The sequence below is a fragment of the Ensifer sp. VA4 genome (genome assembly GCF_055710065.1).
The window spans coordinates 162,518-189,510 of the sequence record NZ_JBVQPO010000012.1; the positions used below are offsets into that span (position 1 = coordinate 162,518).

The following is a 26,993-nucleotide window of genomic DNA, read 5'->3' on the forward strand; positions in this document are numbered from 1 at the left end:
CGAACTCAATCTTACTGCTTTTCCGTCGGCGATCCGCCGTCGACTTTTCATTGCCCATCCACAAGGAACGAGTCAATTATTTGAGCATCTATAGACCATTTCGAGCCGGGGGAGAAGGTGAAGGCTTCTGTTGCCAGGTGCCTTCGGACCCCGCCTTACGGTGCTACCCGGAAGGGCTTGATTTGAAGTGCCGCACCGCCGTTAGGCAGCGAGACGTGCTTCAGCATAGTTGTCGTTTGCAACTATAAGTTTAGCCCGATAACGGTGGTACAATGCCGAGCAAAAAGTCGATCTTTACGCCCTTGTCGATCCTATTTCGCCCCCATCAAAAGCCGATCCTCGAAAGATCGGTTTTTGGTGGAGGCGCCGGGTACCGCCCCCGGGTCCAATGGGTTTATTTCATCGCCCGTTTATTGCCATAGCCGCCCGAAGACGGCACCGTTCATATAGGTCTTTCCGGCCTCCAAGAAAAGGGGGATGTGTCGGATATATGACTTTCTCTTCGATCGCTTTCCCTCGACCGGGTTGACTTGCCCGACGGCCATGAAAGACTCCCGCGGCTGTACGGGGCCGGCCAATTCCGGCCGCGGTTTCTGAAGCAAGAGCAACCTGGAGGCATCATGGCGGACTACCTCGCAGATGTGCTGAAATACGACGGCGGTGCCGACGAGGCGATCGTGAACAAGATCGTGCGCCACCTCGGCATTGCGTTGCGCAACAAGGACTCCTCGCTCGTGTCGGTGACCGACCCGAAGGAGCTCGAGCGCATCAAGCAAAACTGGTGCGAGAAGAAGTTCGGGGTCGAGGGCGCGGCAGCGGATGCGGCCATTGCCGCCACGGCCAAGACGATGGCCGCCGACCGCTCGAAATCGCGCGTGACCTTCTATTATCTGGTGGCCAAGGAACTCGGAAAGCTGCAGGCGCTCTGATTCCCTGGCTTCGGCCAGTGGTTCGCGCCGCAGCGGCGCGCGCCTTTAGCCGCGCGACTGCGGTTCTACTCCTTGGCGCCGAGGCTTTCCGGCCAGAGTGCGCGGATGTCCTTCGGCAAGGCATCGCGGATCTTTGCCGTCTGGCCGAGATCGACATGGCGCGCGAGCACCCGGAACACCGATTGCGTGACCGCAGCCGGGTTGACAGGGCGGCTGCCTTTCAATCCTTCCTCGACTTTGTGGAGAAAGTCATCGAGCGAACGCGCGGACTTGTCCGGCAGAGAGGGGCGGTATTGATCGTAATAGGCGCCGCGGATGAGCAGCGGCAGTTCTGCGCCGAGATGGGCGGCCAATTCTGGCGGGAGCCTGTCGCGCAAGGCATGCAACACGGCACTCAATATGTGCCATGCCTCTTTCCGATCGGGCCCGTGCCGCTCCATGATTTCGCTGAGCCAGATATGAGTCGTTTGCAGGGTCTTGTCGAAGACGTCGAGACCTGTTGCGCTCATGGCCGCTTCCCTTTCCGTTTTTTTCTGAACATTCGATTCGCTTCCGAGTGCCCAACAACCGTCCTCCGAGATTGTTTCCTCCTCGCCGAACAAAACGAGGCGCCTACAGCGCCGCGCGTCTTCTGAGACGCGCAAAGATCGCTGTAGCACTTTGATTTGAGGATCACGCCGCCAATCGCCGCCCGGCCAAATGAGCGGGTGCTGATCGGCCTCTGCCCGGCGGACAACGCTCCTCATCTCGGCAAATCGCGGGGAAACAGGCAGCCAAGCATTGGTTCGGCGCGCGGTTCGTTCTATTTTCAGGATCGTGACGAATCGGCAGCGAAGAACCATGCGGCAATATCTCGACCTTCTCGATCATGTGATGACCAACGGAACCGACCGGGGCGACCGGACGGGAACGGGCACGCGCTCGGTCTTCGGCCACCAGATGCGCTTCGATCTCGCCGAGGGCTTCCCGGTGCTGACCACCAAGAAGCTGCACCTGCGCTCGATCATCCATGAGCTGCTCTGGTTCCTGAAGGGCGATACCAATATCGCCTACCTCAAGGAAAACGGCGTCACCATCTGGGACGAATGGGCCGACGAGAACGGCGACCTCGGCCCGGTCTACGGCTACCAGTGGCGCTCATGGCCGGCGCCGGATGGACGCCATATCGACCAGATCGCCGGGCTCGTCGAAAGCCTCAAGACCAATCCGAATTCGCGCCGCCACATCGTTTCGGCTTGGAACCCAGCATTGGTGGACGAGATGGCGCTGCCGCCCTGCCATTGCCTGTTCCAGTTCTACGTGGCGGATGGCAAGCTTTCCTGCCAGCTCTATCAGCGCTCCGCCGATATCTTCCTGGGCGTGCCCTTCAACATCGCCTCCTACGCGCTTTTGACGATGATGGTGGCGCAGGTGACCGGCCTCAAACCAGCCGATTTCGTCCACACGCTCGGCGACGCGCACATCTACCACAACCATTTCGAACAGGCCCGGCTGCAGCTCGCCCGCACGCCGAAGGCACTGCCGCGGATGGAGATCAATCCTGACGTGAAGGACCTGTTTTCTTTCCGCTTCGAAGACTTTACGCTCGTCGGCTACGAAGCTGATTCAACGATCAAGGCGCCGATCGCGGTCTAAGGCAATCGAGCGCGGCGGTACCCTGTCCGCACAGATATGTCTGCATGTTCAGTTCGGCGTCGTCGCGGCGGCAGGCACCGGAGCGGCCGTGAAGCCTCGTCGGTCATGGCAGCGGCGACGAGTGGCCGGGGAGGGCTCGCCGTCCAAGGGAGGTATGATGTGCTCACACTGATCCATGCGCCCCTGTCGCGGTCGTCGCGCATCGTCTGGCTGCTCGAGGAACTGGGCGCCGAATACGAGATCCGTTACGTCTCGATCCGCCGCTGGGATGGCTCCGGCGCGCCAGACGACAACAATCCGCATCCGCACAAGCAGGTGCCGGCGCTGCTGCACAACGGCGCGCTGATCTGGGAGTCGGCGGCCGTCGTGCAATATCTCACCGACCTCTATCCCGATTGCAGCCTCGGCCGCCCGCCGGGCCACAAGGATCGCGGCGCCTACCTCTCCTGGCTTGCCTATTATGCCGGCGTGATCGAGCCGACGGCGCTCGCCCATATTTCCGGCGCCACCATCAACAATCCGGCCCAGGCACGGCTCTACAACGACATGTGCGCGCATGTGATCGACGTGCTCACCCGCCAGACCTATCTGCTCGGCGAGACGATGAGCGCGGCCGACCTGCTCTTGGCAAGCGCGCTGCAATGGATGCGCAAGATCCTGCCCGAGAGCACCGTGGTCGACCGCTACATTCGCGTGGTGACGGACCGGGCGGCCTATGACCGGGCACGGGAAATCGACAGCAAACCGAACGGATTCCATGACTGAGACGAAGAGCACACACCCGAAGATATCGATCGTCGTGGCGGTTGCCGCCAACGGCGTCATCGGCCGCGACGGCGATCTGCCCTGGCGGCTTTCGACCGACCTCAAGCGCTTCAAGGCGCTGACGATGGGCAAGCCCGTGATCATGGGGCGCAAGACCTGGGCTTCCCTGGGGCGACCGCTGCCCGGGCGCGCAAATATCGTCATCACCCGCAACGCGGATTTTGTCGCGGAGGGAGCGAGCGTCGTGCCGTCGCTCGAGGCTGCGATCGCGCTCGCGAAGCGTGAGGCTCAGGCGACGGGCGCCGACGAGATCTGTGTGATCGGCGGCGGCGAGATCTATCGCCAGTCGATCGGCGTGGCCGATATCCTGCATGTGACCGAGGTCCAGGCGACGGTGGAGGGCGACACGCGCTTCCCGGATATCGACGCGCAAGTCTTCGAAAAGGTGTTCGAGGAAGACCTGCCGCAGGGCGAAAAGGACAGCCACGCCATGCATTTCGTCACCTTTAGGCGGCGTGTGACGGCCTGATGCGCCGGATCGTCAACTATTTTGAACCATTTACGGTGAACTCGGTCCTATCGCGTTGAAAGCGGTGCGGGTGATACCTATAACGGTTTGACATCGTAGACGACCGTGCGGTGGCGCGGCCGTTTGGCGTGGGAAGTTTCAATAGAGAGGTTTTGATGCCCTGGAGCAATCAGAATGGCGGCGGCGGCCCGTGGGGCGGCGGCGGCGGCAATCAGGGGCCATGGGGCCAGGGGCCAAACCGGCCGCGCGGCAAGGGCGGCCCGCCGGATCTGGAAGAGATCATTCGCCGCGGCCAGGATCAGCTTAAGAACGTCGTTCCCGGCGGCTTCAACGGCGGCGTCTTTGCCATTGTCGGCCTGCTGATCGTCGGCTTCATCCTGATCAATTCGATCTACACCGTCCAGCCGGACGAGCGCGGCGTCGAGATGCGCTTCGGCAAGCCGAAGGACGAGATCTCGATGCCTGGGCTTCACTACCACTTCTGGCCGTTCGAGACCGTCGAGTTCGTGAAGATCACCGAGCAGCAGCAGAACATCGGCGGGCGCGGCAGCGGCCAGTCGAATTCCGGCCTGATGCTGACCGGCGACCAGAACATCGTCAACGTGCAGTTCTCGGTGCTGTTCTCGGTCACCGACCCGAAGGCCTATTTGTTCAACGTCGAGAACCCGTCCGACACGCTGCAGCGGGTGGCCGAAAGCGCCATGCGCGAGGTCGTCGGCCGCCGTCCGGCGCAGGACATCTTCCGTGACAACCGTCAGGCGATCGCCGCCGACGTGAAGAGCACGATCCAGGCGACGATGGACACCTACGGTGCCGGCGTTTCCGTCAACACGGTCGCGATCGAGGATGCGGCGCCACCGCGCGAAGTGGCCGACGCCTTCGACGAGGTGCAGCGCGCCGAACAGGACGAGGACCGCTTCGTCGAAGAAGCCAACCAGTATGCCAACCAGGTACTCGGCAAGGCCCGCGGTCAGGGCGCGCAGATCCGCGAAGAGGCAGCCGCCTACAAGGGCCGCGTCGTCAAGGAAGCACAGGGTGAGGCGCAGCGCTTCATCTCCGTTTACGACGAATATTCCAAGGCGCCCGACGTCACCCGCAAGCGCCTTTATCTCGAAACGATGCAGGGCGTTCTCGGCAAGTCGAAGAAGGTGATCATCGACGAGAAGAACGGGCAGGGCGTTCTACCCTATCTGCCGCTGAACGAAATCGGCCGTCCTGCCCAGTCGGGAGCAGCAGCACAGTCGGGAGCAGCACAGTGATCAACAATCGTACCTCAATCATCCTGATCCTGCTCGCCTTCGTCTTTGTCGGTCTCTATTCCTCGATCTTCGTGGTCAACGAGCGCCAGCAGGCGATCGTCGTGCGCTTCGGCGAGATCCAGGACGTCAAGCGCGAGCCGGGCCTCTACTTCAAGCTGCCCTTCGCCTTCATGGATGCCGATCGTGTCCAATATGTCGAAGACCAGGCTCTGCGCTTCGACCTCGACAACATCCGTGTCCAGGTCTCGGGCGGCAAGTTCTACGAGGTCGACGCCTTCGTGATCTACAAGATCGCCGATCCCCGCCGCTTCCGCGAAACCGTTTCGGGCGACCGCGACTCGGCCGAAGCCCGGTTGCGCACCCGTCTCGACGCATCGCTGCGTCGCGTCTACGGTCTGCGTGGCTTCGAAGCGGCGCTGTCCGACGAGCGCGCATCGATGATGCGGGAGGTTCGCGCCGATCTGAAGACCGACGCCGAATCGCTTGGGCTCAGCATCGCGGACGTTCGCATCCGTCGCACCGACCTGACGCAGGAGGTCTCGCAGCAGACCTACGACCGCATGAAGGCGGAGCGTCTGGCGGAAGCCGAACTGATCCGCGCCCGCGGCAACGAAGAGGGCCAGCGCCGCCGCGCCATCGCCGACCGCCAGGTCGTCGAGATCGTCGCCGACGCACAGCGCGATTCGGAAATCCTGCGCGGTGAGGGCGAAGCCGAACGCACGAAGACCTTTGCCGACGCCTTTGCGCGCGACCCGCAGTTCTTCGAATTCTACCGCTCTATGGCGGCCTATACCCAGTCGATCGGTAGCGCGGACACGACGCTCGTGCTTTCGCCGCATTCGGAATTCTTCCGTTATTTCAACGAGTCCACGGGCGCTGCACCGGCCGGTCCCGCGCCGCAACCAACGACTGGGAACTAGGCGAGAGATGTCAGATTTCCTGATGGGAATCGCGTTCTTCCTGATCATCGAGGGGCTAGTGTACGCACTGGCCCCTTTGGTTTTGGTGGAAATGGCGAAGCGTTTGCCGTATGTCCCCGAACATCAGCTTCGACTGGCGGGGGTCGTTTCCGTGGCTGCCGGGGTCGGACTTGTATGGTTGCTTCGAGGATAATGCGAAATGCCACATAAACTGCTGATCCGGCTGGTCGATGCCGAATACGCCATCACCCGCCTCAATATCGGCTCCAGCATACCCGAATGGTTGCCGGGGCCAGGCTTCTGGACCGTATCGAGCTCGCGCGAAGAAATGACGCTGGTCTGCCGTGCCGCCCGCGTGCCTTCCAACGTCCAGAGTTCGCTCGGCTGGCGCTGCTTCCGTGTCGAACAGCATTTTGCCTTCGATGTACCCGGCGTGTTGTCTTCCGTGCTCCGGCCGCTTTCGGCCGCCGGCGTCGGCGTCTTCGCCAACTCGACCTTCAGCACCGACTACGTCTTTGTTGCCGGTTCCGATCTCGACAAGGCGGTCCAGGCCTTGAAGGAACACGGGCACGACCTCACCACCTGAGCGAGAGAGCGGCGTGCGTTCGTACAAAGGACGCTCTGCTTGCATGTTTTCTTAAATCGTTGCCGATTTAAGGATAAGACCTTTGCGCGTCTGATAAGGCGCGCGGCGCTGTCAGAAAAGTGCTCAGGTTACCGGCAAGATGGAACCCAGGATGAAATGGGCGAGCGCGCCCGCCGCGATTGCAACCAGCGTCGCCAGGGCGAGCGTGATCGCGTAGGGGCCTTTGCCGCCAGCGGTGAAGGCCAGGACGACTTTCGTCAACAGATTGACGACCACCGCGATCAGGATCGCGGTCACAGCAGTGGCGATGTCGACGGTCGTCCCAGTAAGCTGCGCCGTTGAGAGCGTGATAGCGTCGAGATCCATCAGGCCAGATACCGCGGCGACGACAAAGAGCATGGTCTGGCCGATCCTGTCGACCAATACCTTCGACACCACGATCACGCCACCGAGCAGGGCGCCGAAGCGCAGCACTTCGCCAAGTTCGAATGGATTTTCCAGCTGAAGATCCGGCGCGTCCTGCTTTTCATCGCTGCGGAAGACGATCATGGCACTGGCTGCCAGAAAGACCAGCACGGCCGGCGTCAATGCAATCGCCAGCGGTAGGAGGAGGACGGGTGCCAACGCGGCCGCAATGACGCCGACACGGATAAGCGACAGGGCCCCGGCGATCGCAGCGCCGGACGCCAGCTGTCGGGCACTCTTCGGCGCCTCGGCGGCAAAGCGGGCAAAGGTAAGTGTCAGCGCCGTGGAGGAGGCCAGTCCGCCGGCGGCACCGGCAAACAGGATCCCGCGGCTGGGCCCGGCAACCCGGATGGCGACATAACCGGCAAACGAGATGGCGGCGATCGTGATTGTCAGAAGCCACAACTCGAAGGGGTTCAGCACATCCCAGGGGTCGACGGTCTCATTTGGCAGGAGCGGCAGCGCCACCAAGGTCATGGCGAGAAGAACGAGGGCTGCCCGGACCTCCAGCCAGGTCAATTGCCGCAGAAAACCATGCAGGCTGCGTTTGGCCGCAAGCAGTGCCGTGGTCGCGACCCCGCCGGCCGCGGCGAGCCGCAAGTCGCCGAGAACGGCCAGCGCACCCAGCGCGAAAACGACAAAACTCGCGACGACGGTCGTTACGCCATAGTCATCCGATTCCTTCGCCTCGCGCTGTCTGAAAATGATGAAGGCAGTGCCATAGAGCAACAGCAGCACCGCCGGCACGACGGGGCCGGAGAGCGTCTGGAGATAGCCGGCAAGCCCGCCGAGGAAACCCGAGAGCCCAAACGTGCGGATGCCCGCGGTTCGACCGCCGGATGGCTCGTCACGCTCCTGCCAACCTCGCTCGCAGCCCACGAGCAGGCCGATTGCGAGGGACACGCCGAGGCGTGGGAAGATATCGACAAAGTCCATGCGTAAAGGATAGGCTTCCTGCTCAGCTGGACAAGGTCCGCCCCAGATCGGCCATCTATTCCGCCACCAGCGACTTGCTGCAGCACTTGCGCCGGGATCAGGAAATCGTGTTTGGACGCTTCCGAATTCCGCCTTATCTTCAGATAAGATCGGATGTCGCGCGGTTTGCGGATTGCGTCGACGGTTCGTACCGCATAAGCGTTCCTGCCGGTTCCGATCGACGCAGAATTATGCGAAGAATCAAAGTCCTATGGCGTCTCAACGCCGTAGGCGAGAGCGGGATGAGGAAAGGTGAATGTGGTTTTCCGCCCGGATCCCGCTCTAACTTATGACAAACGATCACGCTATGATCTTGGGTCGGTTGGACCTGAGATCATCGGGATCCAGGAGAGGTGGCGGCCAGGAGAACCGGCCGATCATCGCGCATCGAGAGGAGCCTAAGCGACTTGTCCACGCGTACGAAATCCCGAGCTTATTCGCTTGGCACCTCCTTGGGCATTCTGGCGCTCGCAGGCGCGCTTGCCTTCAGCAATACGGCACTCGCCCAGACGGCCGCGGTACGCCCGCCGACCAACGGTCCGGCTTCCGTTGCCGATCTCGCCGCCGGCCTGCTCGACGCGGTCGTCAACATCTCGACCTCGCAGAAGGTCAAGAACGACGACGATGCGCCGACGCCGCAGGTGCCGGAGGGCTCGCCCTACCAGCCCTATTTCGACGAGTTCTTCAAAGGGCAGGGTGGCCAGGGTAACCGCCAGCGCACCGTCGATTCCCTCGGCTCCGGCTTCGTCATCGACCCGACCGGCTACATCGTCACCAACAACCATGTGATCGAAGGCGCCGACGATATCGAGATCATCTTTGCCAATGGCAGCAAGCTGAAGGCCAAGCTCGTCGGCAAGGATACCAAGACCGACCTGGCCGTGCTGAAGGTCGAGCCGAAGGCGCCACTGAAGGCGGTGGCCTTCGGCGATTCCCGCAAGATGCGCATCGGCGACTGGGTGATGGCGATCGGCAATCCGTTCGGGCTCGGCGGTTCGGTTTCCGTCGGCATCATTTCGGCGCGCGGCCGCAACATCAATGCCGGCCCCTATGACAACTTCATCCAGACGGACGCGGCGATCAACCGCGGCAACTCCGGCGGGCCGCTGTTCAACATGGCCGGCGAAGTGATCGGCATCAACACCGCGATCATCTCGCCCTCCGGCGGCTCGATCGGCATTGGCTTCTCGGTGCCGACGGAGCTTGCCGTCAATGTCGTGCTGCAGCTCAAGGATTTCGGCGAGACCCGGCGCGGTTGGCTCGGGGTCCGCATCCAGCCGGTGAACGACGATATCGCCGAGAGCCTGAAAATGGGTACGGCGCGCGGCGCGCTCGTCTCCGGCATCATCGAAGGCGGGCCGATCGCCCATGGCGAGATCAAGGCCGGCGACGTCATCGTCAAGTTCGATGGCCGCGACGTCACCGAGGTGCGCGACCTGCAGCGTGCCGTTGCCGAAAGCCCCGTGGGCAAGGCGGTCGACGTGGTCGTGGTGCGTGACGGCAAGGAGCAGACGGTCAAGGTCACCCTCGGTCGCCTAGAGGACGGCAGTGAAGTTGCCAGCGCGCCGGCGGCGACGACCGACGACGAGACGCAGAAGCCGGACAAGCCCGAGGCCGCCCCGCTGCCGGCGACCGACGTCGTGCTCGGCATGAAGCTTGCGACGCTGAACGAGGAGACGCGCAAGAAATACGGCATTGCCGACGACGTGGATGGCGTTGTCATTACCGAGGTCTCGCCGAATTCGGCGGCGGCGGAACGGCGCATCGAGCCGGGCGACGTCATCGTCGAGGTCGGGCAGGAGGCAATGGACACGCCTGACGACGTTGCCCAACGGGTCGAGGAACTGAAATCGAACGGCCGGCGCAATGCGCTGCTGATGCTCTCCAGCAAGACGGGCGAACTGCGCTTCGTCACGGTGCGGGTGGAGTAGGGCTTCGCCAGGATATGCGGCTGCGGCATCCGTTCGGGGCCGCCGCAGCGCTCTCGAGCGACTGCGATTGCCGAATCTTTTCAGATCGATCGCCGCGCGCGCTGATAGATCGAATCCGCTTCCTCCGATTTTGATTCAAGCTCGCGGTGGCTGCCGTCTTTCGGCGCTTGGCAGCGCCGGAAGTGGCCCCTCATCCGCCTGCCGGCACCTTCTCCCCGCAGGCGGGGAGAAGGGACAACGCCGCGCCCGCTCGGAGAGCGACGTCCGGTCCGGCTGTTTTCCGCCCGAGCTCTCCATTCTTGGACCGGGGCCATACGGTGGTCGGTGACCGGGCACGTCCCCTCGCCCCGCGAGCGGGGAGAGGTTAGTCCCCGGGCTAAACCCGAGGAGAGGGGCAAGTCTGAAGGGTGTCGCATTTTGATGTCAGCAGTCGTCGTCACTCGCCGACCGTGCCGGCTTGTAGGGTGCCTTTTGCGCTGGCTGGAAGGTCACCAGCCGCAGGGCTTCGAACAGGATTTCGATGATCGCAAGCATGGCTGAACCTCCTTCCGGGTTCCCATTTCACCGCACTTGCCCGCGCCCCTCAAACGAGTTTACTATCGCTTTCGGATGACTTGAGGTTATGCATGAAGCGCGGCCGCTTGCCCCTGACAGCGTTGCGGAGTTTCGAGGCGGCCGGGCGACTCGAAAGCTTCACGCTGGCTGCCGCCGAGCTTTTCGTCTCGCAGGCGGCGATCAGCCGGCAGGTGCGCGAGCTCGAGGATTTGATCGGCCGGCCGCTGTTCGAGCGGCATCACCGCAGCGTCCGCCTGACCGCCGATGGCCGCGCCCTGCTCGGCGTGTTGACGGCGGCGTTCGACATGGTGGGCGAGCGCCTCGACATGCTCTCGGGGTGGCGGCTCTCGCAGACCCTGAAGGTCAGCGCCGAGCCGTCTTTCGCCGGTTGCTGGCTGGTGCCGCATCTGCAGGAGTTCCAGGAGGCGCATCCGGAGATCGATCTGATGATCGACGCCGATACCCGGCTGGTCGAGTTTCGCGGCGGCGATGCGGATATCGCCATCCGCCACAGCGCTACCGCCCGTTCCTGGCCGCGGGTCGAGGCGCGACCCTTGGCGAAGGTCGAGATGTTCCCGGTGATCGCGCCGGCGCTGGCCGCCGCCGGAAGGCCGCTCGATCGGCCCGAAGACCTGTTGCAGCACGCGCTGTTGCACGAGGAAAACTGGCAGCTCTGGGAACAATGGTTCGCGGCTGCCGGCGCCGACCCGGTCAAGCTGGAGCGCGGCGCCATCTTTGCTGATGGTTCGATGGTGCTGCAGGCGACGCTCAGGGGCAGCGGCGTCGGGCTGATCGACCGCGACCATGCGCGCGACGACATCGCCGCCGGGAGGCTGCTCCAGCCCTTCGATATCTCGGTGCCCTTTGGCGGGCTTTTTATCGTGACGCGGCGCTTCGATGCGCTCTCGGACGCGGCGCAGGCCTTTGTCGCATGGGTCGAGCGGAGATATCCGGGGGCGGGGCGGGAGAGGTGAGGCGGGGTATCGGGCGGATGGGGATCGGCCGCAACGCATGCCCCTCATCCGGCTGCCGCCACCTTCTCCCCGCTCGCGGGGAGAAGGACGTAATCAGCGAGCGCCCGGCATTCCTCAACGTTGAAGTGGGCAGGCGCCTTGCTGCTGGCAGATCTCTCCCCGCGTGCGGGGAGAGATGTCCGGCAGGACAGGGAGGGGCTACGCCAAATGGCCGATTGTTAAGCGCCAGCCCTAAAACGCCACTCGCTGGCGCTGATGGCGTAGAGCACATGGCGTAGCAGTGCCGGCTGGTCGACGGGAACGCGGGGGTGGTCGAAGTCGCGGTTCATGTCGCGGCGCATGCCTAGCCGTTGCATCACCGCCGTCGAGCGAGTGTTGGCGGCGACGGCGAAGGAAACGATCTCGCCCAGACCTTTTTCCTCGAAGCCGTAACGCAGTAAATCGGAGGCAGCTTCGGTGACATAGCCTTTGCCCCAAAAGGGAACCGCCAACCGCCAGCCGATCTCGACCGTGCCATCGGGAAAGTGCGGTTCCAGATCCGTCAAGGCAAGGCCGCAGAAGCCGATCGGGCGGTCGTCGGCCCTCAGCGCTATGGCGAAGAAACCGAGGCCGGTTTCGGCGATGCCGCGGCCGACACGATCGAAGAGCGCGTCCGCCTCCGCGCGATTGCGGCGGAAGGGAAAGAATTCCATGACCTTGGCGTCGCTGTTGATCTCGAAGAAGAGATCGCGATCGCTGTCCTTCCAGGCGCGAATGCGCAGCCGGTCGGTCTCTGAGATGATCATCCGACGAAGTCCGTCTTGCGATAGCCCTGGAGATAGAGAAGGGCGGTCAGGTCGCCGTGGTCGATGCGAACCTTGGCCTGTTCGGCGACCACGGGCTTGGCGTGCAGTGCGACGCCGGTGCCGGCGAGCTGGATCATGCCGAGATCGTTGGCGCCATCGCCGACGGCGAGGGCTTCGCCCGTCGACATGCCGAGGCGAGCGGCGATGTCGATGAGGGCATCAACCTTGGCCTGTTTGCCGAGAATGGGGTTGGCGACCTCGCCGGTCAGGATACCCGCTTCGGCAAGCAGCGTGTTGGCGCGGTTCTCGTCGAAGCCGAGCATCTTGGCGATCGGCCCAGTGAAGACGGTGAAGCCGCCGGAGACGAGCGCGGTGTAGTGGCCCTTGCTCTTCATCGTCGCGATCAGTTGTCGCCCGCCTGGCGTCAGCGTGATGCGCTTGGCGATCACCTCGTCGACGACGCTGAGCGGCAGGCCCTTCAGCAGTGCGACGCGTTCGATCAGGGCCGGCTCGAAGGCGATCTCGCCGTTCATGGCGCGGGCGGTGATGGCCGCCACCTTATCCTTGAGGCCGACTTCGGCGGCCAGTTCGTCGATGCATTCCTGACCGATCATCGTCGAATCCATGTCGGCGATCAGCAATTTCTTGCGGCGGCTCTCGGCGTCCTGCACGGCGACGTCGATGGCAGCGGTGCCGATTTCGGCACGCAGCAGCGCTTCGGCCGCATCCGGATCGGTGCCGTCGGTCAGCGCGATGTCGCAGGCGACGCCATCGGCCAACCAGTAGAGGCCGGACGCCTCGACGGCATCGGCAGCCGCTTCCGCGAGCGCGGGCGTCAGAACAGGATTTGACGGATTGGCGATAAGCGTGGCAACGAGAGCCATGGACAATAACCTTGAAACCGAGAGCGACGCGATCCTGATAACCGGGCCGACGGCCAGCGGCAAGTCTGCGCTTGCCGTCGAGCTGGCGCGCCGGCATGACGGCGTGGTCGTCAATGCCGACAGCATGCAGGTCTATGACACGCTGCGGCTGCTGACGGCGCGACCCGACGATCAGGATATGGGCGGCGTGGAACACTACCTCTACGGCCATGTGCCAGCGGCCGCGGCCTATTCCACCGGCGCCTGGGTGCGTGAGGCGCAGGCGCTCGTTGCCAGGCTCAGGCAGGAGGGGCGGCTGCCGGTCTTCGTCGGCGGCACCGGGCTCTATTTCAAGGCGTTGACCGGTGGCCTCTCGGACATGCCCGAGATCCCGGCCGCGATCCGCGAGCGTCTGCGTGAACGGCTGAAGGCGGAAGGGCCTGAAGCGCTGCATCGCGCGCTGAGTGCCGAGGACCCGGAAACGGCGGCGACGTTGAACGTCGGCGACGGCCAGCGGATCGCCCGCGCGCTCGAAGTGGTGGAGGCGACCGGCAGGCCGATCCGCTTCTTCCAGCGGCAGAACGGCCCCATGATCGTCGATCCGGACCGGGCGGAAAAATACGTGGTTCTGCCGGAGCGCAAGCTCCTGCACGATCGCATCAACCGCCGCTTCGCACTGATGCTTGCCGGCGGCGCGATCGATGAAGTGCGGGCGCTGCTTTCGCTCGACCTGCCGCCGGAAATGCCCGTCATGAAGGCGATCGGCGTCAGCCAGATCGCGGCACTTCTGAGGGGCGAGCTGGGCGAGGCCGAGGTGATCGAGATGGGCGCTGCGGCCACGCGGCAATATGCCAAGCGCCAGATGACCTGGTTCCGCAACCAGCTCGACGAGAGCTGGCGGCGCATCGAGAGCGCCGAGGCGGTGCTGTAGGGCAGGCGGCGCCGAGGATGGCTCAGTCGGCGAGGTTCAACTGCCAGGATACGCCGAAGCGGTCGTTTACCCAGGTAAAGCGCTGGCTGAATCCGTAATTGTCGAGCGGCATCAGCACAGTACCGCCCTCGGCCAGCATGGTCGCGAGCGTGATGATCTCGTCCTCGCTCTGGCATTCGACGAAGAAAGAGAAGGACGGGGTAAAATCGAAGGCGTGCTTGATGGGGCTGTCGATGCACCTAACCCTCTGTGCGCCGAGCCGGAAGAGTGCGACCTTGATGCTGCCTTCAGGGCCCTGTTCGCCCGGGCCGTAGTGCTCGATCTCCAGCACCTCGGCATTCGGGAACAGCGAGATGTAGAAGGCCATGGCCTGCTCCGCCACGCCATCCTGAAACATCAAAAAAGGGGTAACGCTTGCGACCATGGCGGCCTCCTCACTCCACTTTCGTCGATTGCTTGAAGATCCCCCGGCTGTCCGCGCCACAGGATCGCGCAGACCAACGGCGCGGCGTCGTAAAGGTTCCGTGGCAATCCAAGGAGTCTTTTGCGGCTGCCTCGTTCACGCCTTTGCGGCCGAGAAAAAGAGGAATCGCGGCTTGGTCGACAGGGGATCACGAGACAATCATAACCTGTATTCTAACGGCGGCCCAATTTCCCCGACAAGGCCAGGTGCGCGCCAGCATGGCCCCGCGTGAGCGCTAACGCGTCGCGACCCTCGGATTCGCTCCTTACGCTTAAGTCTTTGATATTTCGCATATCGTTATCGCAAAACCGCGCACTTTTGCGCGACTTGCGTTAGGTCTTGCGGATGATGCTGCCGAGCGGCCGCTTCAGCAGGCTTTCCCGGAGCGACCCTTCGCGGGGTCGGTCGCCGGCGGCCGGGGTACCGGGGCCGGTCGGCACCGCCGCTCCGAAGCGGGGCGCTGGCTGCTCGGCCGCGGGCTTTTCGTTCAGAAGCTGTTGGCGGATCTGGTTGAAGCGCTCCAGCTCGGGATTGGGGGAAATGGTGCTGCGTGGAAGCATGTCCGGGCGGTAGGGCTCGACAGCCAGAGCCGAGTCCGCGAAGCCTTGCTCCGTCTCGCTTGCGGATCCGGCACCGAGTTCGCTGTCCCAGAGACGCTCTTCGCTGCCGGTCGACGCTGCCATGTAGCTCTGCTGGAAGGAGGAAATATCCGGCCCGTTGATCGCCCGCATGCGGCTGACGATCGAACGCAGATCGACGGTTGGCGGCGCATCCTCGTCGATCCGGTCGACGATGCCGTGGGCGCGCGGCAGGCGCTCTTCGGAGACGCGGGAAAAGCGCATGCGCATCGGCACCGCGACGGCCTCACCGAAGGCGATCGCTTCGCCATTGCCGATCGAGGAGATGAAGCTGGTGGTCGAGGTCGAGGAGTTCGGAATGGCCGAACGGATGATCTCCTGGTCGCGGTCGTTGGCAAGCCGCATGGCAAAGACCGTCGAGCATTGCGAAAGGATCGTCGGGTCGAGCTCGCCGGGGCGCTGGGTGATGACGCCGAGCGAGACGCCGTATTTACGGCCCTCCTTTGCGATGCGGGCAATCGCCTGGCGGGTCGGCAGGAAGCCGAGCGAGGGATCGGCCGGCACATAGCGGTGCGCCTCCTCGCAGACGACGAGCATATGAATGCCGCCATTGCTCCACAGGCCAATTTCGAAGGCCATGCGGCAGAGCACCGAAGCGACGGAATTGACGACTTCCGAGGGAATGCCGGCAAGCTCGAAGGTGGCGATCGGCTTCCCATCGCCGGGAATGCGGAAGATCTTGGCGATCGTGTCCTGGATGGTGTCGGTAATGGTGTTCGAGGAGAACATGAAATGGTAGCGCGGATCGTTGATCGCCGAGACGATCTTGACCTTGAGGGAACGCAGATGCGGCTTGTCGTTGCGCCCCTCGAGCCGGCCGATGCGTTCGTCGATCAGGGCCAGGAGGTCGGCGATGCGGTAGGGCACCGGTGTATCCGCGGTGATCGAGCTTTTCTCGGTCTGGCGCCGCATGAGGCTGGATTCACCGCCCCGGAAAGCCTTCTTCGCTTCGGGAATGATGTCGCGCAGCATGTCGAGCTCGTCCGGCGGCGCCGGGCGGCCGCGGAAGATCACCTCGGCAAATTCCTCGAGGCGGAAGAACCAGAAGGGCAGGTCGAGCGTGTCGGTGTCGATGACGACCGCAAGCTCCGGGAAGGCGGCGGCGAACTCGTTGTGCGGGTCGAGGATCAGCACGCGCAGCTTCGGATCGGAGGCGATCGCCTTGTTGAGCAAGAGCGTGACCGCGGTCGATTTGCCGACGCCGGTCGTGCCGACGATGGCGAAGTGCTTGGCGAGCATCGAGGGGACGTGGATCGTCGCGTCGAGGCTTTCATCCTGGGTGAGCTTGCCGATGATGCAGCTGTCGCTGCGGCCGGAATCGTAGATGCGGGCAAGGTCGGCCGCGCGAATGCGGTGCACGAGGGCGCCGAGATAGGGATATTGGCTGATGCCGGCGGAAAACTCCTCGCGTCCATCGGGCCCGATGTGGACCTCGCCCATCAACTCGACTTCGATGCGGAAGGTGTTGTTGGCTTCCTCGCCCCATTCGGCCGAGGCGGTCTGCATCGAATAGACCAGAGCCACGACACGGTTTCTGCCGACGGAAATCGAGATCAGCCGCCCGACCGACCAAAGTTCGGTCAGCGACGTCTCGCCGTTTTCGGCGACGGCCGCGATGGTGGCGCGCGCGCCGTTGCACGCAACGACACGCCCCAGGAACCGGTTGCCGGGCTTCAGCCCGTCACGGCGATCCTGCTCTCCTGCGCGGATCGAGGAATGAAGTTCATTGTTCAGCAACGCAAAACCCCCGGCATCACAGCCGCTCATGTTAGCCGGGGGGATTTAACAAGTGGTTTCGCGGATTTGCAGGCGGAGTAGTACGGGCTGACGCGGCTCTCGAAGACTGGCGTCCGCCATTTACAGGACGCGGCGTCTGCCTCATCGCGCGTTGTCTCTGAGATCTCGCTTCCTCGCTGGTGCTGCGCGCCGAGCCGCCGAAGCCGATCGGGCGGGCGCCGGTCCAACGTGTGACTTGATCAAAGTCAATGCGGTCCCGTGCCCGATACGGAATAGTCGCTGGTGACCAACCGCATTCGTCGCTCTCCCGGCCGATCGGACGACCGTGAGGCGTGTGCAGATCACCGGCGCCTGCGGGGTTGGCGAGGGGGAACGATCATGGCCAATGCGTTTGAATATGTTCGCCGGACACCCATTCTGTGGCTGCTCGCCTTCGTGCCCGTGGCAATCGCGGGAGAGCATATCTGGCCCGGCGCACACACCTTGCTCTTCCTCTTGTCGGTGGCCGCGATCGTGCCGCTTGCGGCGCTTCTCAGCCAGGCGACGGAGGCGGTCGCGGCACGAACCGGCGATACGATCGGTGCTCTCCTCAACGCCACGCTCGGCAACCTGACGGAACTCGTCATCGCGCTGATGGCGCTCAATGCCGGCCAGTACCTGCTGGTCAAGGCATCGATCGCCGGTGCGATCGTCACCAACACGCTGTTCATGCTGGGCGGCGCATTTCTCTTCGGCGGACTGCGCTACCATCTCCAGGAGTTCAACCGGGTGAATGCACGCTTCCAGGCGAGTCTCCTGTTCCTGGCGACCGTCGCCGTGCTGGTGCCATCGCTGATCGGCAGTGCCGACGGCCTGCCGGAAACCGCCTTCACCCAGCAGCTGAGCGCCGGTCTCTCCATCGTGCTGATCGTCGTCTATGGGCTCTGGATGCTGTTTTCGCTCCGCACCCACCGCGAGCTCTTCACCTCTGCCGGCTCCGAGCACGGTGAGGAGGGCGTGCACTGGCCGCTGGCGACGGGCATCGGCGTGCTGCTGGCGGTCACGGTGCTCGTGGCGCTGGTCAGCGAGGTCTTCGTGGGATCGGTGCAGGTGGCTGCCGAGGAGCTCGGCATGACGCCGGCTTTCGTCGGCTTCGTCGTGGTCGCCCTTGTCGGCGCCGCCGCCGAAATTGCGACGGCCTTCTCGGCGGCGCGCAAGGACCGGCTCGATTTGAGCGTCGGCGTCGCGCTCGGCAGCGCCGCCCAGATCGCGCTCTTCGTCGCGCCGCTGCTGGTTCTCCTGAGCTACGTGATCGGCCCGCGGCCGATGGACCTGCAACTTTGGCCGGGCGCGGTGGTCATGATGCTGATCGCGACGATGGCAGCGACGCTGCTCTCCAACAGCGGTCGCTCGGCCTGGTACATGGGCGTTCTGGCGCTGACGGTCTATGTGATCTTCGGCATGACGCTGTTTCTGCTGCCGCCACAAGTGCAGCCGTGAGGCGGCGTCGGCAACGGCCGGCGCTTCACTTCGGCAGTCCCGCCCTCAGCAGGCCTTGGCGGAATAGGTCACGGTGCTCGTCTCGCTCGAGCAACAGGCCGCGGCGGACGAAGTCTTCCGTCGAGAAGTCCGGACAGACTCGCAGAAGCTGGGTCTTCGTTTCCTCGGCGGCGGCAGTGTTGCCGGCCTGCGCATGGCAGGCGACAAGGCGGGCGAGGGTGAACGGGCCGGGATTGGGCAACTCCTTCAGCGCTGCCGCCGCCTCTTCGTAACGACCGAGAATGTAGAGGGCATTGCCCAGGGCCGCGTTGTACCAGGGCGGTGGGAACGGGTTCAGCCGGAAGCCCTCGTTGATCCACTCCATCGCCTCATCGAGCTTCCCTCGCCGGGCAAAGAGTCCGCCCATCTGCACCAGCGTATTGGCGTCGTTCGGGTTCAGCAGATAGGCGCGGCGGTAATGCCGCTCCGCCAGGTCGAATTCGCGGCGATTGACGTGAATAAGCGCCAGCAAGCGCTGGCAGCCGCCTTCACCCTCATCGAGCGAGACGGCCTTTCGCGCCAACGCCAACGCCTGATCGAGAACGTCCGTCGGCGCGTTGCCGTAGCCGCGCTCGGCGATTATGGCGAGCGCCAAGTAGGCATGAGCCAGCGCAAACTGCGGGTCGCGGTCGACAGCCGCCTGGAACATCGCATGGGCCTGCTGATTGTCGTCGGGCTCGTAGCCGCGGATGTGCACAAGTCCCCGCAGGTAGAACTCGTAGGCCGCGAGGCTGGTCGTCGGCTTTCGCAGCACCTGGCGCAGATCGGCGGTTTCGATCTGCCCGATTAGGGTCGACACGATCGTCCGCGTCACCTCGTCCTGCACCGTGAAGATATCCGTCAGGCTGCGGTCGTAATGCTCCGACCAAAGGTGCGCTCCGCTGGCAGCTTCAACCAGTTGCGCGGTGATGCGAATCCGTTCGCCGGCGCGACGGATACTGCCCTCGACGAGGTAGGTAACACCAAGCTTCCGGCCGATCTCTCGCATGTCGGCATGCTTGCCGCGAAAGCTGAAGGACGAACTGGCGGCGGTGACGGAAAGCGAGCGGAACCGCGCGAGGCCGCCGATGATATCCTCGGTGATCCCGTCGCTGAAGAAAGTCTGGTCCGGCGAGCCGCTCAAGTTCTCGAAGGGCAGCACCGCGATCGAGGGGCGCGCGCAGGCCTGCGATGCCGCCGGCCCGATCGCCGGCGCGTCCGTCCAGTGCCAGACGTGGATGGGGCGGGTGATGTTCTTCAGTGCGATCTCGCCACCGTCGAGGAAGGCCGAACGGCACTTGGCGCCGAGTTGCCGATGGACGACATCGGCGATGCAGATGCCGCCGGGGGTGGCCGAGGCCTGCAGGCGGGCGGCGACGTTGACGCCGTCGCCGAGCAGATCGTCGCCGTCGATAACGACGTCGGCAAGGTTGATGCCGATCCTGACGAGGATGCGATCCTCGGTCGGCTGCTCCTGCTGGTCGCAAGCCAGCGCCTCTTGCAGCGATATGGCACAATCCACCGCATCGACGGCGGAGTTGAAGACGACCAGCGTGCCGTCGCCCATCAGCTTGACGATCCGGCCGCCGCAAGCCGTGATGCCGGGCGCAAGGATGGACGTCTGCAACCGCTTCATCGTGTCGAGCGTGCGGGTTTCGTCGGCCTCCGTCAGACGGGAATAGCCGACAATATCGGTGGCCATGATGACCGCAAGTCGCCGCTCGACGCGCCCGTTTGCCATCCCGCTCTCCGCCTGTCACGGATACTTTAGCGTGTTCTCATGAGGGCCGGAAGATGATCGCCCGCGTCGGGTGCGCGGCGGACCGGCCCATCTAAGCCTATGGCCAGATGGTGCTGGCCAACCCGGACTTCGTTCATCGGCCGAAGGCCGATGCGCCGATGAACGAGGCCGACCGCATGACCTACTTCGGCGGCACCGAGAAGGGCTACATCGACTACCCGGCGCTGGCCGTCTCCGCCTGAGGCGGGGTACGGCCGGAGCCGATCGACCCCGAGATCCGGGAGACCCGGAGCGCGCCGGAAACTGCGACTTCAGCCCTTGAAGCGCGCCGCCTCCTCGGATCCGCGCGTCGCATCGCCTGCGCTATAGGAGTGCGCGCCGGTGCCGGCGAGCTTGCCGCCCGAGACGATCAGGTATTCCTCGCGGATCGGCCTGCCTTCGAACCAGCATTCCAGTATCTCCCGCGTGCCGGCGGCGTAACGCGCCTGGGCGGACAGCGACGATCCGGAAATATGGGGCGTCATGCCGTGATGCGGCATCGACCGCCAGGGATGGTCCTTCGGCGGCGGCTGCGGGAACCAGACGTCGCCGGCATAGCCCGCGAGCTGGCCGCTTTCCAGCGCCTGCGCAACGGCGTCACGGTTGCAGATCTTGCCGCGCGCCGTGTTCACCAGATAGGCGCCGCGCTTCATCCTGGCGATCATCGCCGCATCGAAGAGGTCTTCCGTCTCCGGGTGGAGCGGCGCGTTGATGGTGACGACATCGCAGACGGGCACCATCTCCGCCGCCGTCTTGTGGAAGGTGACGCCGAGCTCCTTCTCGACCGCGTCGGGCAACCGGTGGCGGTCGGTATAGTGCAGCTTGACGTCGAACGGCTTCAGCCGGCGCAGCACGGCGCTGCCGATCCGCCCGGCGCCGACCGTGCCGATCTCCATGCCCTCGATGTCGTAGGAACGCGCGACGCAGTCGGCGATATTCCACCCGCCCTTCACGACCCACTGGTAGGAAGGAATATAGTTTCGCGCGAGGCTGAGGATCATCATGACCACGTGCTCGGACACGCTGATCGAGTTGCAATAGGTTACTTCGGCGACGGTGATGCCGCGGTCGATCGCCGCCTGGAGATCGACGTGGTCCGAGCCGATGCCGGCGGTGATTGCGAGTTTCAGCTTGCTCGCCTTGGCGATCCTTTCGGCGGTCAGGTAGGCCGGCCAGAAGGGTTGCGAGATTACGATCTCGGCGTCGACGAGCTCGCGCTCGAAGGCGCTGTCGGGACCGTCCTTGTCGGAGGTGACGACCAGGCTGTGTCCGAGGCTTTCGAGAAACGGTCTGAGGCCCAGTTCACCCGAGACACTGCCCAGCAGCATCCCCGGCTCAAAATCGAGGGCCTTGGGCGTGGGGAGCGTCTGGCCGCCGGGGTAGCGCTCGAGCTTCGGCAGCCCGTCCCGCGCGTAACTGTTGGGATATCCGTCGACCGGATCGTCGTAGAGGACGCAAACGACCTTTGCCATTTTCATCTCCCTTCATCGAGAAAACGAAGGGGAGGCCCTCGACGCTCTCAGCGCTGCCGGTCAACGCGGACGAACAGCAGGGCGATGTGCTCTGTTGAAATATCTGTGGCCAGCAGGCCGCTGTAACGCTTGGCTTTCTGCACGTCCTTCGATCGGTCTCGATCTTCCGGAAACATGCAGCAGGGCTCCCACGTTCGTAGCGTTGGCAACACCCTTATGAAAGTGGAGGAGCAGGGCAAGCTTTCAAGGGAAGCGACCCGAAAGCCGCGTGCGAACAGGCGTCGCAGGAAAAGGGTATCCCTGCGCTACCTTCGCTTCGGCACAGATGCCAACATGCCCGCCAGCCCCGAAAAGCCGTTGACGCATGGGGGTTTTGTGTTTATCAACTCGCCCCATGAAAAATTTCGCGGTTATTCTTGTGGTGGGACGGCGCATGGGCAGGATGGTGTAACCATCCGGCGATAGCCACCCATGCGCTGAACGAGGCTCCTGACGGGGCCTTTTTTTATGCCTTCAAACAAGCTAAGCACCCAACTGGAAAAGGGATGGAAGCAGGTCAATGAGCGGAACAGAAAACCAGATGACAGGTGCGGAGATCGTTCTCCAGGCACTGAAAGACAACGGCGTCGAGCATATCTTCGGCTATCCGGGCGGCGCCGTGCTTCCGATCTATGACGAAATCTTCCAGCAGGAAGAGATCGAGCACATTCTCGTCCGCCATGAGCAGGGCGCCGGCCACATGGCCGAAGGCTATGCCCGCTCCACCGGCAAGGTCGGCGTCATGCTGGTCACATCCGGTCCCGGCGCCACCAATGCGGTGACGCCGCTGCAGGATGCGCTGATGGACTCGATCCCGCTCGTCTGCATCTCCGGCCAGGTTCCGACAGCGCTGATCGGCTCGGACGCCTTCCAGGAATGCGACACCGTCGGCATCACCCGGCCGTGCACCAAGCACAACTGGCTGGTCAAGGACGTCAACGATCTCGCCCGCATCATCCATGAGGCCTTCCGCGTCGCCCAGTCCGGCCGCCCGGGCCCGGTCGTCGTCGATATCCCCAAGGACATCCAGTTCGCGACCGGCACCTACACGCCGCCGTCTGCCGTCCCGACCCAGAAGAGCTATCAGCCGAAGACCCAGGGCGACCTCAAGAAGATCGAGGAAGCGGTCGAACTGATGAAGGGCGCGCGCCAGCCGATCATCTATTCCGGCGGCGGTGTCATCAATTCCGGCCCGCAGGCCTCGCATCTCCTGCGTGAACTGGTCGAGCTCACCGGCTTCCCGATCACCTCGACGCTGATGGGGCTCGGCGCCTATCCGGCCTCCGGCAAGAATTGGCTCGGCATGCTCGGCATGCACGGCACCTACGAAGCCAACATGGCGATGCATGATTGCGACGTCATGGTCTGCATCGGCGCGCGCTTCGACGACCGCATCACCGGCCGCCTCAATGCGTTCTCGCCGAACTCCAAGAAGATCCACATCGACATAGACCCCTCGTCGATCAACAAGAACGTCCGCGTCGACGTGCCGATCCTCGGCGATGTCGGTACGGTTCTCGAAGACATGGTTCGCTTGTGGCGCGCGGCCTCCAAGTCGGCCGACAAGGCGCGTCTCTCGGACTGGTGGGAGACGATCGCCAAGTGGCGCGCCCGCAACTCGCTCGCCTACACGCCGAACGACGAAGTCATCATGCCGCAATACGCGATCCAGCGGCTCTACGAGCTCAGCAAGGACCGCGACACCTACATCACCACGGAAGTCGGCCAGCACCAGATGTGGGCGGCGCAGTTCTTCGGCTTCGAGCAGCCGAACCGCTGGATGACCTCGGGCGGCCTCGGTACCATGGGTTATGGCTTCCCGGCGGCGATCGGCGTTCAGGTCGCTCATCCGAAGAGCCTCGTCATCGACATTGCCGGCGACGCCTCGATCCAGATGTGCATCCAGGAAATGTCCTGCGCCGTTCAGTACGGCCTGCCGGTCAAGATCTTCATCCTCAACAACCAGTACATGGGCATGGTGCGGCAATGGCAGCAGCTCTTGCATGGCAACCGCCTGTCGCATTCCTACACCGAGGCGATGCCTGACTTCGTCAAGCTGGCGGAAGCCTATGGCGGCGTCGGCATCCGCTGCGACAAGCCGAGCGAGCTCGACGAGGCGATCCGCCAGATGATCGACACGCCGCAGCCGGTCATCTTCGATTGCCGCGTCGCCAACCTCGCCAACTGCTTCCCGATGATCCCCTCGGGCAAGGCACACAACGAGATGCTTTTGCCCGACGAGGCAACGGACGAGGCGGTCGCCAATGCGATCGACGCCAAGGGCCGCCAGCTGGTTTGAGATAGGGACAGGAACAATAGAATGAGCGCACACCTTCAACCGACCGGCTCCGCCTATTTCATTGCCAAGGAAACCGAGCTTGCCGAAACCCACACGCTTTCGGTTCTCGTCGACAACGAGCCGGGCGTCCTTGCCCGCGTCATCGGCCTGTTCTCGGGCCGCGGCTACAACATCGAAAGCCTCACGGTTTCGGAAACGGAACACGAGGCGCACCTGTCGCGCATCACCATCGTGACGCGCGGCACGCCGCACGTGCTCGACCAGATCAAGAACCAGCTCGAGCGGCTGGTACCGGTGCACCGCGTCGTCGACCTGACGGTGCGTGCCGCCAGTCTCGGCCATGACCGGCCGATCGAGCGCGAACTGGCGCTCGTCAAGGTTCAGGGCTCGGGCGAACACCGTGTCGAGGCGCTGCGTCTCGCCGACGCCTTCCGTGCCTCGGTCATCGACGCCAACATTGAGCACTTCGTCTTCGAGATCACCGGCAAGCCGTCGAAGATCGAGCAGTTCATCGCCATCATGAAGCCGCTCGGCCTCATCGAAGTCTGCCGCACCGGCATCGCGGCGATGAACCGCGGCCCGCAGGGCATGTGATTGTTGAGCAGGTGAGAGGGAATTGCCCCTCACCCTAACCCTCTCCCCGCAGGCGGGGAGAGGGGACGACGCCGAGCGTGCCGCGGCTCTCCTGATCTCCCAAAACCAATATGTGCAGGTAGCACTCGGTGTCTTTGTGCCGGGCGGTTGCTGCGCGTTTCCTTCTCCCCGCAGGCGTGGAGAAGGTGGCCGGCAGGCCGGATGAGGGGCAGGCGGAAGCTATTACACCATTCGCTCGGTTGACTTCGCCGGCATTTCTCGTCGACTTATCCCGGATGGAAATCCGAAGATATCGGGTGCCGGATGAGCTCCACGATGCGGGCATTGGTTCTCACACGATATGGCGGTCCGGACGCCGCGCATTTGCGCGACGTACCGCGTCCGCGACCGGCGCGCGGCGAACTGCTTGTCCGGGTGCATGCCGCAGGTCTCAATCCTGTCGACTACAAGACGCGCGAAGGTGCTCTGAGGATCGTCCAGCGCTATCCATTGCCGATCGTCATGGGCAACGAACTCGCCGGCGTGGTGGAGGAACTGGGAGAGAACGTCACGTCCTTCACGCCGGGAGACCGTGTCTTTGCGCGCATGCCCAAGGATGCCATGGGCGGCTTGGCCGAGTATGCGGTCGTTCCCGAAAAGTTTCTGGCGAAGATGCCCGCATCGATCGATTTCTGCGCCGCGGCTGGCGTGCCACTCGCCGGTCTCACCGCATTGCAGGCACTTCGCGACGAACTCAACGTCAAGCAGGGCAACAGGATCTTCATATCCGGCGGCGCTGGGGGCGTGGGCACCTTCGCCATTCAGTTGGCAAAAAGGCTGGGGGCAGAGGTGACGACCACGGCATCGCCTCGTGGCCGTGCGCTGGTCGAAGAGCTCGGCGCGGATGTGGTGATCGACTATACGACACAACGGTTCGAGGAGCGGTTGCACGAGATGGACGGCGTCTTCGATCTGCTTGGCGGCGAAGCGCTCGAAAGGTCGTTCGGCGTGGTCAAGCGCGGCGGAAAGGTGGTTTCCATTGCCGGCATGCCCGAGCCCGAGACCGCGCGGAAGGATCTCGGCGGTGGCGTGTTCCTGACGACGCTTTTCTGGCTTGCATCCTACAGGATACGCGCCGTCGCCAGGAAACATGACGTCACATACCGCTATCTTTTCATGCATCCTGATGGGACCGAGCTTGCCGAGCTTGCCGATCTCATCGAGACTGGGGCGGTCCGGCCCGTCATTGACCGGGTGTATCAGTTCAAGAACGTTTCGGAAGCCTTTGCCTACCTGGAATCCGGCCGCGCCAAGGGCAAGGTGGTGGTGGAGATCGAAAGCCGATAAGGCTCGCTTGCGCGGCCAACCCTCAAATCATCTCCAGCGAGCGCTTGCGCTTCGGCGGCGGGAAGGCGCGGTCGAGGTCGGCGAGGTCGTCCGCCGTCAGGTGAATGTCCATCGCATCGCGGTTTTCGCGGGCGCGTGTCACCGAGCCGGTCTTCGGGATCGAGATCACCCCGGGGCGGGTCTTGAGGAAGGCGAGGGCGATCTGGGCCGGGGTCGCCTGGTGCGCCTTGGCAATGTGGATGAGATCGGGATTGCGCAGCAGCCGACCCTCGTCGAGCGGCGAATAGGCCATGATCGCGATGCCACGCTGCTGGCACCAGGGCAGAAGGTCGAACTCGATGCCGCGGCGCGAGAGGTTGTAGAGCACCTGGTTGACTGCGACGTGTCGGCCGTCCGGCACCGACAGAAGTTCCTCCATGTCGTCGACGTCGAAGTTGGAGACACCCCAGGCGCGGATCTTGCCGGCCTTTTTCAGTGCCTCGAAAGCCGCAACCGTTTCGGCCAGCGGATAGCCGCCGCGCCAGTGCAGCAGATAGAGGTCGATATGGTCGACGCCGAGATGCTTCAGGCTGCGCTCGCAGGCGGCCTCGGTGCCGAGCCGGCTGGCATTCGACGGCAGCACCTTGCTGACGATGAAGGCCTCGTCGCGCCGGCCGCGCACCGCTTCGCCGACGATCCGCTCCGAGGCGCCGTCGCCGTACATTTCCGCCGTGTCGATCAGCGCCAGGCCGAGATCGAGGCCAAGCTGCAGGCTCTTCACCTCGTCGGCCGCACGCGCGGGCGCGTCGCCCATGCGCCATGTGCCTTGCCCCAATACGGGCACGCGGCGGCCATCGGGCAGCGTCGTTGTCGGGATCGGGTCATGCATGCTGTTCTCCTCACAGGCGGATAGGTCGGACGGCGGTCGTCCGGTCAGATCGCCAATCTAGCGCAAAGTCGCGCGCTTTCGAGCCCACGTCCTCGAGCAAGGCTCTCTTGCGCTGCAGGCGGTTAATCTCGCGTGAAAGTCGTTGAAGATGGCCTTCGTCAATTTGTCATGGTGACAA

The 26,993-nt window shown here is 63.8% G+C and carries 25 protein-coding genes, 1 other RNA gene and 1 pseudogene; 16 read left to right on the forward strand and 11 right to left on the reverse strand.

Translation table 11 applies throughout. The annotated features are described in order from the left end of the window. Window positions 1-116 precede the first annotated feature (116 nt). Window positions 117-476, reverse strand: a transfer-messenger RNA (tmRNA) gene (gene ssrA / locus AC0C6X_RS21640). Between the two features lie 144 nt (window positions 477-620). On the opposite strand from ssrA, the gene AC0C6X_RS21645 reads away from it, so the two are divergent. Next, window positions 621-929 (forward strand): DUF2853 family protein, encoded by a 309-nt coding sequence (locus AC0C6X_RS21645; protein WP_173517145.1) that lies wholly within the window; start codon window positions 621-623, stop codon window positions 927-929. A 65-nt stretch (window positions 930-994) separates the two neighbouring features. On the opposite strand, the gene AC0C6X_RS21650 is transcribed toward AC0C6X_RS21645, so the two are convergent. Continuing rightward, the gene (locus tag AC0C6X_RS21650) at window positions 995-1,438 is read right to left on the reverse strand and encodes a DUF2267 domain-containing protein (protein ID WP_247958705.1); all 444 of its coding nucleotides are present in this window, start codon (window positions 1,436-1,438) and stop codon (window positions 995-997) included. A gap of 331 nt (window positions 1,439-1,769) precedes the next feature. Between AC0C6X_RS21650 and AC0C6X_RS21655 the strand changes: the two genes are divergently transcribed. The 7 genes from AC0C6X_RS21655 to AC0C6X_RS21685 all read left to right on the forward strand — a co-directional run bounded on the left by AC0C6X_RS21655 (window position 1,770) and on the right by AC0C6X_RS21685 (window position 6,623). Next, window positions 1,770-2,564 carry a thymidylate synthase gene (locus AC0C6X_RS21655; RefSeq protein ID WP_472955056.1) on the forward strand — a complete coding sequence of 265 codons (795 nt, stop codon included), beginning with the start codon at window positions 1,770-1,772 and terminating at the stop codon, window positions 2,562-2,564. Between the two features lie 159 nt (window positions 2,565-2,723). Continuing rightward, window positions 2,724-3,329, forward strand: a complete 606-nt coding sequence (locus tag AC0C6X_RS21660; protein ID WP_173517143.1) for a glutathione S-transferase — start codon at window positions 2,724-2,726, stop codon at window positions 3,327-3,329. Next, the gene (locus tag AC0C6X_RS21665) at window positions 3,322-3,858 is read left to right on the forward strand and encodes a dihydrofolate reductase (RefSeq protein WP_472955060.1); all 537 of its coding nucleotides are present in this window, start codon (window positions 3,322-3,324) and stop codon (window positions 3,856-3,858) included. The genes AC0C6X_RS21660 and AC0C6X_RS21665 overlap by 8 nt, the downstream gene beginning before the upstream one ends. Before the next feature lie 155 nt (window positions 3,859-4,013). After that, window positions 4,014-5,117: an FtsH protease activity modulator HflK gene (gene hflK / locus AC0C6X_RS21670; protein WP_173517141.1), complete on the forward strand. Its 1,104-nt coding sequence runs from the start codon at window positions 4,014-4,016 to the stop codon at window positions 5,115-5,117. Beyond that, the gene (hflC, locus tag AC0C6X_RS21675) at window positions 5,114-6,037 is read left to right on the forward strand and encodes a protease modulator HflC (RefSeq protein WP_173517140.1); all 924 of its coding nucleotides are present in this window, start codon (window positions 5,114-5,116) and stop codon (window positions 6,035-6,037) included. Before hflK ends, hflC begins: the two co-directional genes overlap by 4 nt. A gap of 7 nt (window positions 6,038-6,044) precedes the next feature. Continuing rightward, entirely contained in the window at window positions 6,045-6,230 is a 186-nt protein-coding gene (locus tag AC0C6X_RS21680) for a DUF2065 domain-containing protein (RefSeq protein ID WP_173517139.1), read from the forward strand. Between the two features lie 6 nt (window positions 6,231-6,236). Beyond that, window positions 6,237-6,623, forward strand: a complete 387-nt coding sequence (locus tag AC0C6X_RS21685) for an ACT domain-containing protein (RefSeq protein WP_173517138.1) — start codon at window positions 6,237-6,239, stop codon at window positions 6,621-6,623. A 123-nt stretch (window positions 6,624-6,746) separates the two neighbouring features. Here the strand turns inward: AC0C6X_RS21685 and AC0C6X_RS21690 are convergent, their stop codons facing one another. After that, entirely contained in the window at window positions 6,747-8,024 is a 1,278-nt protein-coding gene (locus AC0C6X_RS21690) for an MgtC/SapB family protein (RefSeq protein WP_472955063.1), read from the reverse strand. A gap of 446 nt (window positions 8,025-8,470) precedes the next feature. On the opposite strand from AC0C6X_RS21690, the gene AC0C6X_RS21695 reads away from it, so the two are divergent. Then, window positions 8,471-9,994 carry a DegQ family serine endoprotease gene (locus tag AC0C6X_RS21695; protein WP_472955064.1) on the forward strand — a complete coding sequence of 508 codons (1,524 nt, stop codon included), beginning with the start codon at window positions 8,471-8,473 and terminating at the stop codon, window positions 9,992-9,994. 626 nt (window positions 9,995-10,620) lie between these two features. Continuing rightward, window positions 10,621-11,523 carry a LysR substrate-binding domain-containing protein gene (locus AC0C6X_RS21700; RefSeq protein ID WP_472955067.1) on the forward strand — a complete coding sequence of 301 codons (903 nt, stop codon included), beginning with the start codon at window positions 10,621-10,623 and terminating at the stop codon, window positions 11,521-11,523. Window positions 11,524-11,741: 218 nt separating this feature from the next. On the opposite strand, the gene AC0C6X_RS21705 is transcribed toward AC0C6X_RS21700, so the two are convergent. Further along, on the reverse strand, window positions 11,742-12,308 hold the full coding sequence (locus tag AC0C6X_RS21705) for a GNAT family N-acetyltransferase (RefSeq protein WP_472955069.1): 567 nt from the start codon (window positions 12,306-12,308) through the stop codon (window positions 11,742-11,744). Then, window positions 12,305-13,192: a phosphoserine phosphatase SerB gene (gene serB / locus AC0C6X_RS21710; RefSeq protein ID WP_472955072.1), complete on the reverse strand. Its 888-nt coding sequence runs from the start codon at window positions 13,190-13,192 to the stop codon at window positions 12,305-12,307. Before serB ends, AC0C6X_RS21705 begins: the two co-directional genes overlap by 4 nt. Between serB and miaA the strand changes: the two genes are divergently transcribed. After that, window positions 13,191-14,102, forward strand: coding sequence for a tRNA (adenosine(37)-N6)-dimethylallyltransferase MiaA (gene miaA, locus AC0C6X_RS21715; protein WP_472955075.1), 912 nt, complete (start codon window positions 13,191-13,193; stop codon window positions 14,100-14,102). The two genes, serB and miaA, sit on opposite strands and share 2 nt — an antisense overlap. A gap of 22 nt (window positions 14,103-14,124) precedes the next feature. Here miaA and AC0C6X_RS21720 read toward each other — a convergent pair whose 3' ends face one another. Further along, window positions 14,125-14,526 carry a VOC family protein gene (locus AC0C6X_RS21720; protein ID WP_173517132.1) on the reverse strand — a complete coding sequence of 134 codons (402 nt, stop codon included), beginning with the start codon at window positions 14,524-14,526 and terminating at the stop codon, window positions 14,125-14,127. A gap of 371 nt (window positions 14,527-14,897) precedes the next feature. Further along, window positions 14,898-16,970, reverse strand: coding sequence for an ATP-binding protein (locus AC0C6X_RS21725; protein ID WP_472955078.1), 2,073 nt, complete (start codon window positions 16,968-16,970; stop codon window positions 14,898-14,900). A 348-nt stretch (window positions 16,971-17,318) separates the two neighbouring features. Between AC0C6X_RS21725 and cax the strand changes: the two genes are divergently transcribed. Then, window positions 17,319-18,419, forward strand: coding sequence for a calcium/proton exchanger (gene cax, locus AC0C6X_RS21730; protein WP_472955080.1), 1,101 nt, complete (start codon window positions 17,319-17,321; stop codon window positions 18,417-18,419). A gap of 25 nt (window positions 18,420-18,444) precedes the next feature. Here cax and AC0C6X_RS21735 read toward each other — a convergent pair whose 3' ends face one another. Then, window positions 18,445-20,178 (reverse strand): tetratricopeptide repeat protein, encoded by a 1,734-nt coding sequence (locus tag AC0C6X_RS21735; RefSeq protein ID WP_472955083.1) that lies wholly within the window; start codon window positions 20,176-20,178, stop codon window positions 18,445-18,447. A gap of 98 nt (window positions 20,179-20,276) precedes the next feature. Between AC0C6X_RS21735 and AC0C6X_RS21740 the strand changes: the two are divergent. Next, window positions 20,277-20,420: pseudogene (locus AC0C6X_RS21740) on the forward strand (alkene reductase); the annotation flags it as partial. Window positions 20,421-20,489: 69 nt separating this feature from the next. On the opposite strand, the gene AC0C6X_RS21745 reads toward AC0C6X_RS21740, so the two are convergent. Both AC0C6X_RS21745 and AC0C6X_RS21750 read right to left on the reverse strand, forming a co-directional pair. Then, entirely contained in the window at window positions 20,490-21,689 is a 1,200-nt protein-coding gene (locus tag AC0C6X_RS21745) for an NAD-dependent formate dehydrogenase (RefSeq protein WP_472955086.1), read from the reverse strand. A gap of 47 nt (window positions 21,690-21,736) precedes the next feature. Continuing rightward, window positions 21,737-21,865 (reverse strand): hypothetical protein, encoded by a 129-nt coding sequence (locus AC0C6X_RS21750; RefSeq protein WP_282439034.1) that lies wholly within the window; start codon window positions 21,863-21,865, stop codon window positions 21,737-21,739. A gap of 383 nt (window positions 21,866-22,248) precedes the next feature. On the opposite strand from AC0C6X_RS21750, the gene AC0C6X_RS21755 reads away from it, so the two are divergent. The 3 genes from AC0C6X_RS21755 (at window position 22,249) to AC0C6X_RS21765 (ending at window position 25,947) form a co-directional block, all read left to right on the forward strand. Further along, window positions 22,249-24,027, forward strand: coding sequence for an acetolactate synthase 3 large subunit (locus AC0C6X_RS21755; protein ID WP_173517127.1), 1,779 nt, complete (start codon window positions 22,249-22,251; stop codon window positions 24,025-24,027). 21 nt (window positions 24,028-24,048) lie between these two features. Further along, a complete protein-coding gene (ilvN, locus tag AC0C6X_RS21760; RefSeq protein WP_173517126.1) occupies window positions 24,049-24,621 on the forward strand; it encodes an acetolactate synthase small subunit in 573 nt (190 codons plus the stop codon). A gap of 303 nt (window positions 24,622-24,924) precedes the next feature. Next, entirely contained in the window at window positions 24,925-25,947 is a 1,023-nt protein-coding gene (locus tag AC0C6X_RS21765; RefSeq protein WP_247958348.1) for an NADP-dependent oxidoreductase, read from the forward strand. Between the two features lie 22 nt (window positions 25,948-25,969). Here the strand turns inward: AC0C6X_RS21765 and AC0C6X_RS21770 are convergent, their stop codons facing one another. Beyond that, the gene (locus tag AC0C6X_RS21770; RefSeq protein ID WP_173517125.1) at window positions 25,970-26,815 is read right to left on the reverse strand and encodes an aldo/keto reductase; all 846 of its coding nucleotides are present in this window, start codon (window positions 26,813-26,815) and stop codon (window positions 25,970-25,972) included. Between the last annotated feature and the right edge of the window lie 178 nt (window positions 26,816-26,993).

Excerpts from the sequence above, each read along its gene's own strand:
- AC0C6X_RS21725 (WP_472955078.1), bottom strand. The coding sequence starts at position 16,970 with ATGAGCGGCTGTGATGCCGGGGGTTTTGCGTTGCTGAACAATGAACTT.
- AC0C6X_RS21765 (WP_247958348.1), top strand. The coding sequence starts at position 24,925 with ATGAGCTCCACGATGCGGGCATTGGTTCTCACACGATATGGCGGTCCG.
- AC0C6X_RS21690 (WP_472955063.1), bottom strand. The coding sequence starts at position 8,024 with ATGGACTTTGTCGATATCTTCCCACGCCTCGGCGTGTCCCTCGCAATC.
- cax (WP_472955080.1), top strand. The coding sequence starts at position 17,319 with ATGGCCAATGCGTTTGAATATGTTCGCCGGACACCCATTCTGTGGCTG.
- ilvN (WP_173517126.1), top strand. The coding sequence starts at position 24,049 with ATGAGCGCACACCTTCAACCGACCGGCTCCGCCTATTTCATTGCCAAG.
- AC0C6X_RS21770 (WP_173517125.1), bottom strand. The coding sequence starts at position 26,815 with ATGCATGACCCGATCCCGACAACGACGCTGCCCGATGGCCGCCGCGTG.
- AC0C6X_RS21705 (WP_472955069.1), bottom strand. The coding sequence starts at position 12,308 with ATGATCATCTCAGAGACCGACCGGCTGCGCATTCGCGCCTGGAAGGAC.
- AC0C6X_RS21645 (WP_173517145.1), top strand. The coding sequence starts at position 621 with ATGGCGGACTACCTCGCAGATGTGCTGAAATACGACGGCGGTGCCGAC.
- AC0C6X_RS21665 (WP_472955060.1), top strand. The coding sequence starts at position 3,322 with ATGACTGAGACGAAGAGCACACACCCGAAGATATCGATCGTCGTGGCG.
- serB (WP_472955072.1), bottom strand. The coding sequence starts at position 13,192 with ATGGCTCTCGTTGCCACGCTTATCGCCAATCCGTCAAATCCTGTTCTG.
- AC0C6X_RS21655 (WP_472955056.1), top strand. The coding sequence starts at position 1,770 with ATGCGGCAATATCTCGACCTTCTCGATCATGTGATGACCAACGGAACC.
- AC0C6X_RS21735 (WP_472955083.1), bottom strand. The coding sequence starts at position 20,178 with ATGGCAAACGGGCGCGTCGAGCGGCGACTTGCGGTCATCATGGCCACC.
- AC0C6X_RS21720 (WP_173517132.1), bottom strand. The coding sequence starts at position 14,526 with ATGGTCGCAAGCGTTACCCCTTTTTTGATGTTTCAGGATGGCGTGGCG.
- AC0C6X_RS21700 (WP_472955067.1), top strand. The coding sequence starts at position 10,621 with ATGAAGCGCGGCCGCTTGCCCCTGACAGCGTTGCGGAGTTTCGAGGCG.
- miaA (WP_472955075.1), top strand. The coding sequence starts at position 13,191 with ATGGACAATAACCTTGAAACCGAGAGCGACGCGATCCTGATAACCGGG.
- AC0C6X_RS21650 (WP_247958705.1), bottom strand. The coding sequence starts at position 1,438 with ATGAGCGCAACAGGTCTCGACGTCTTCGACAAGACCCTGCAAACGACT.
- AC0C6X_RS21680 (WP_173517139.1), top strand. The coding sequence starts at position 6,045 with ATGTCAGATTTCCTGATGGGAATCGCGTTCTTCCTGATCATCGAGGGG.
- AC0C6X_RS21745 (WP_472955086.1), bottom strand. The coding sequence starts at position 21,689 with ATGGCAAAGGTCGTTTGCGTCCTCTACGACGATCCGGTCGACGGATAT.
- AC0C6X_RS21750 (WP_282439034.1), bottom strand. The coding sequence starts at position 21,865 with ATGTTTCCGGAAGATCGAGACCGATCGAAGGACGTGCAGAAAGCCAAG.
- hflK (WP_173517141.1), top strand. The coding sequence starts at position 4,014 with ATGCCCTGGAGCAATCAGAATGGCGGCGGCGGCCCGTGGGGCGGCGGC.
- AC0C6X_RS21685 (WP_173517138.1), top strand. The coding sequence starts at position 6,237 with ATGCCACATAAACTGCTGATCCGGCTGGTCGATGCCGAATACGCCATC.
- AC0C6X_RS21755 (WP_173517127.1), top strand. The coding sequence starts at position 22,249 with ATGAGCGGAACAGAAAACCAGATGACAGGTGCGGAGATCGTTCTCCAG.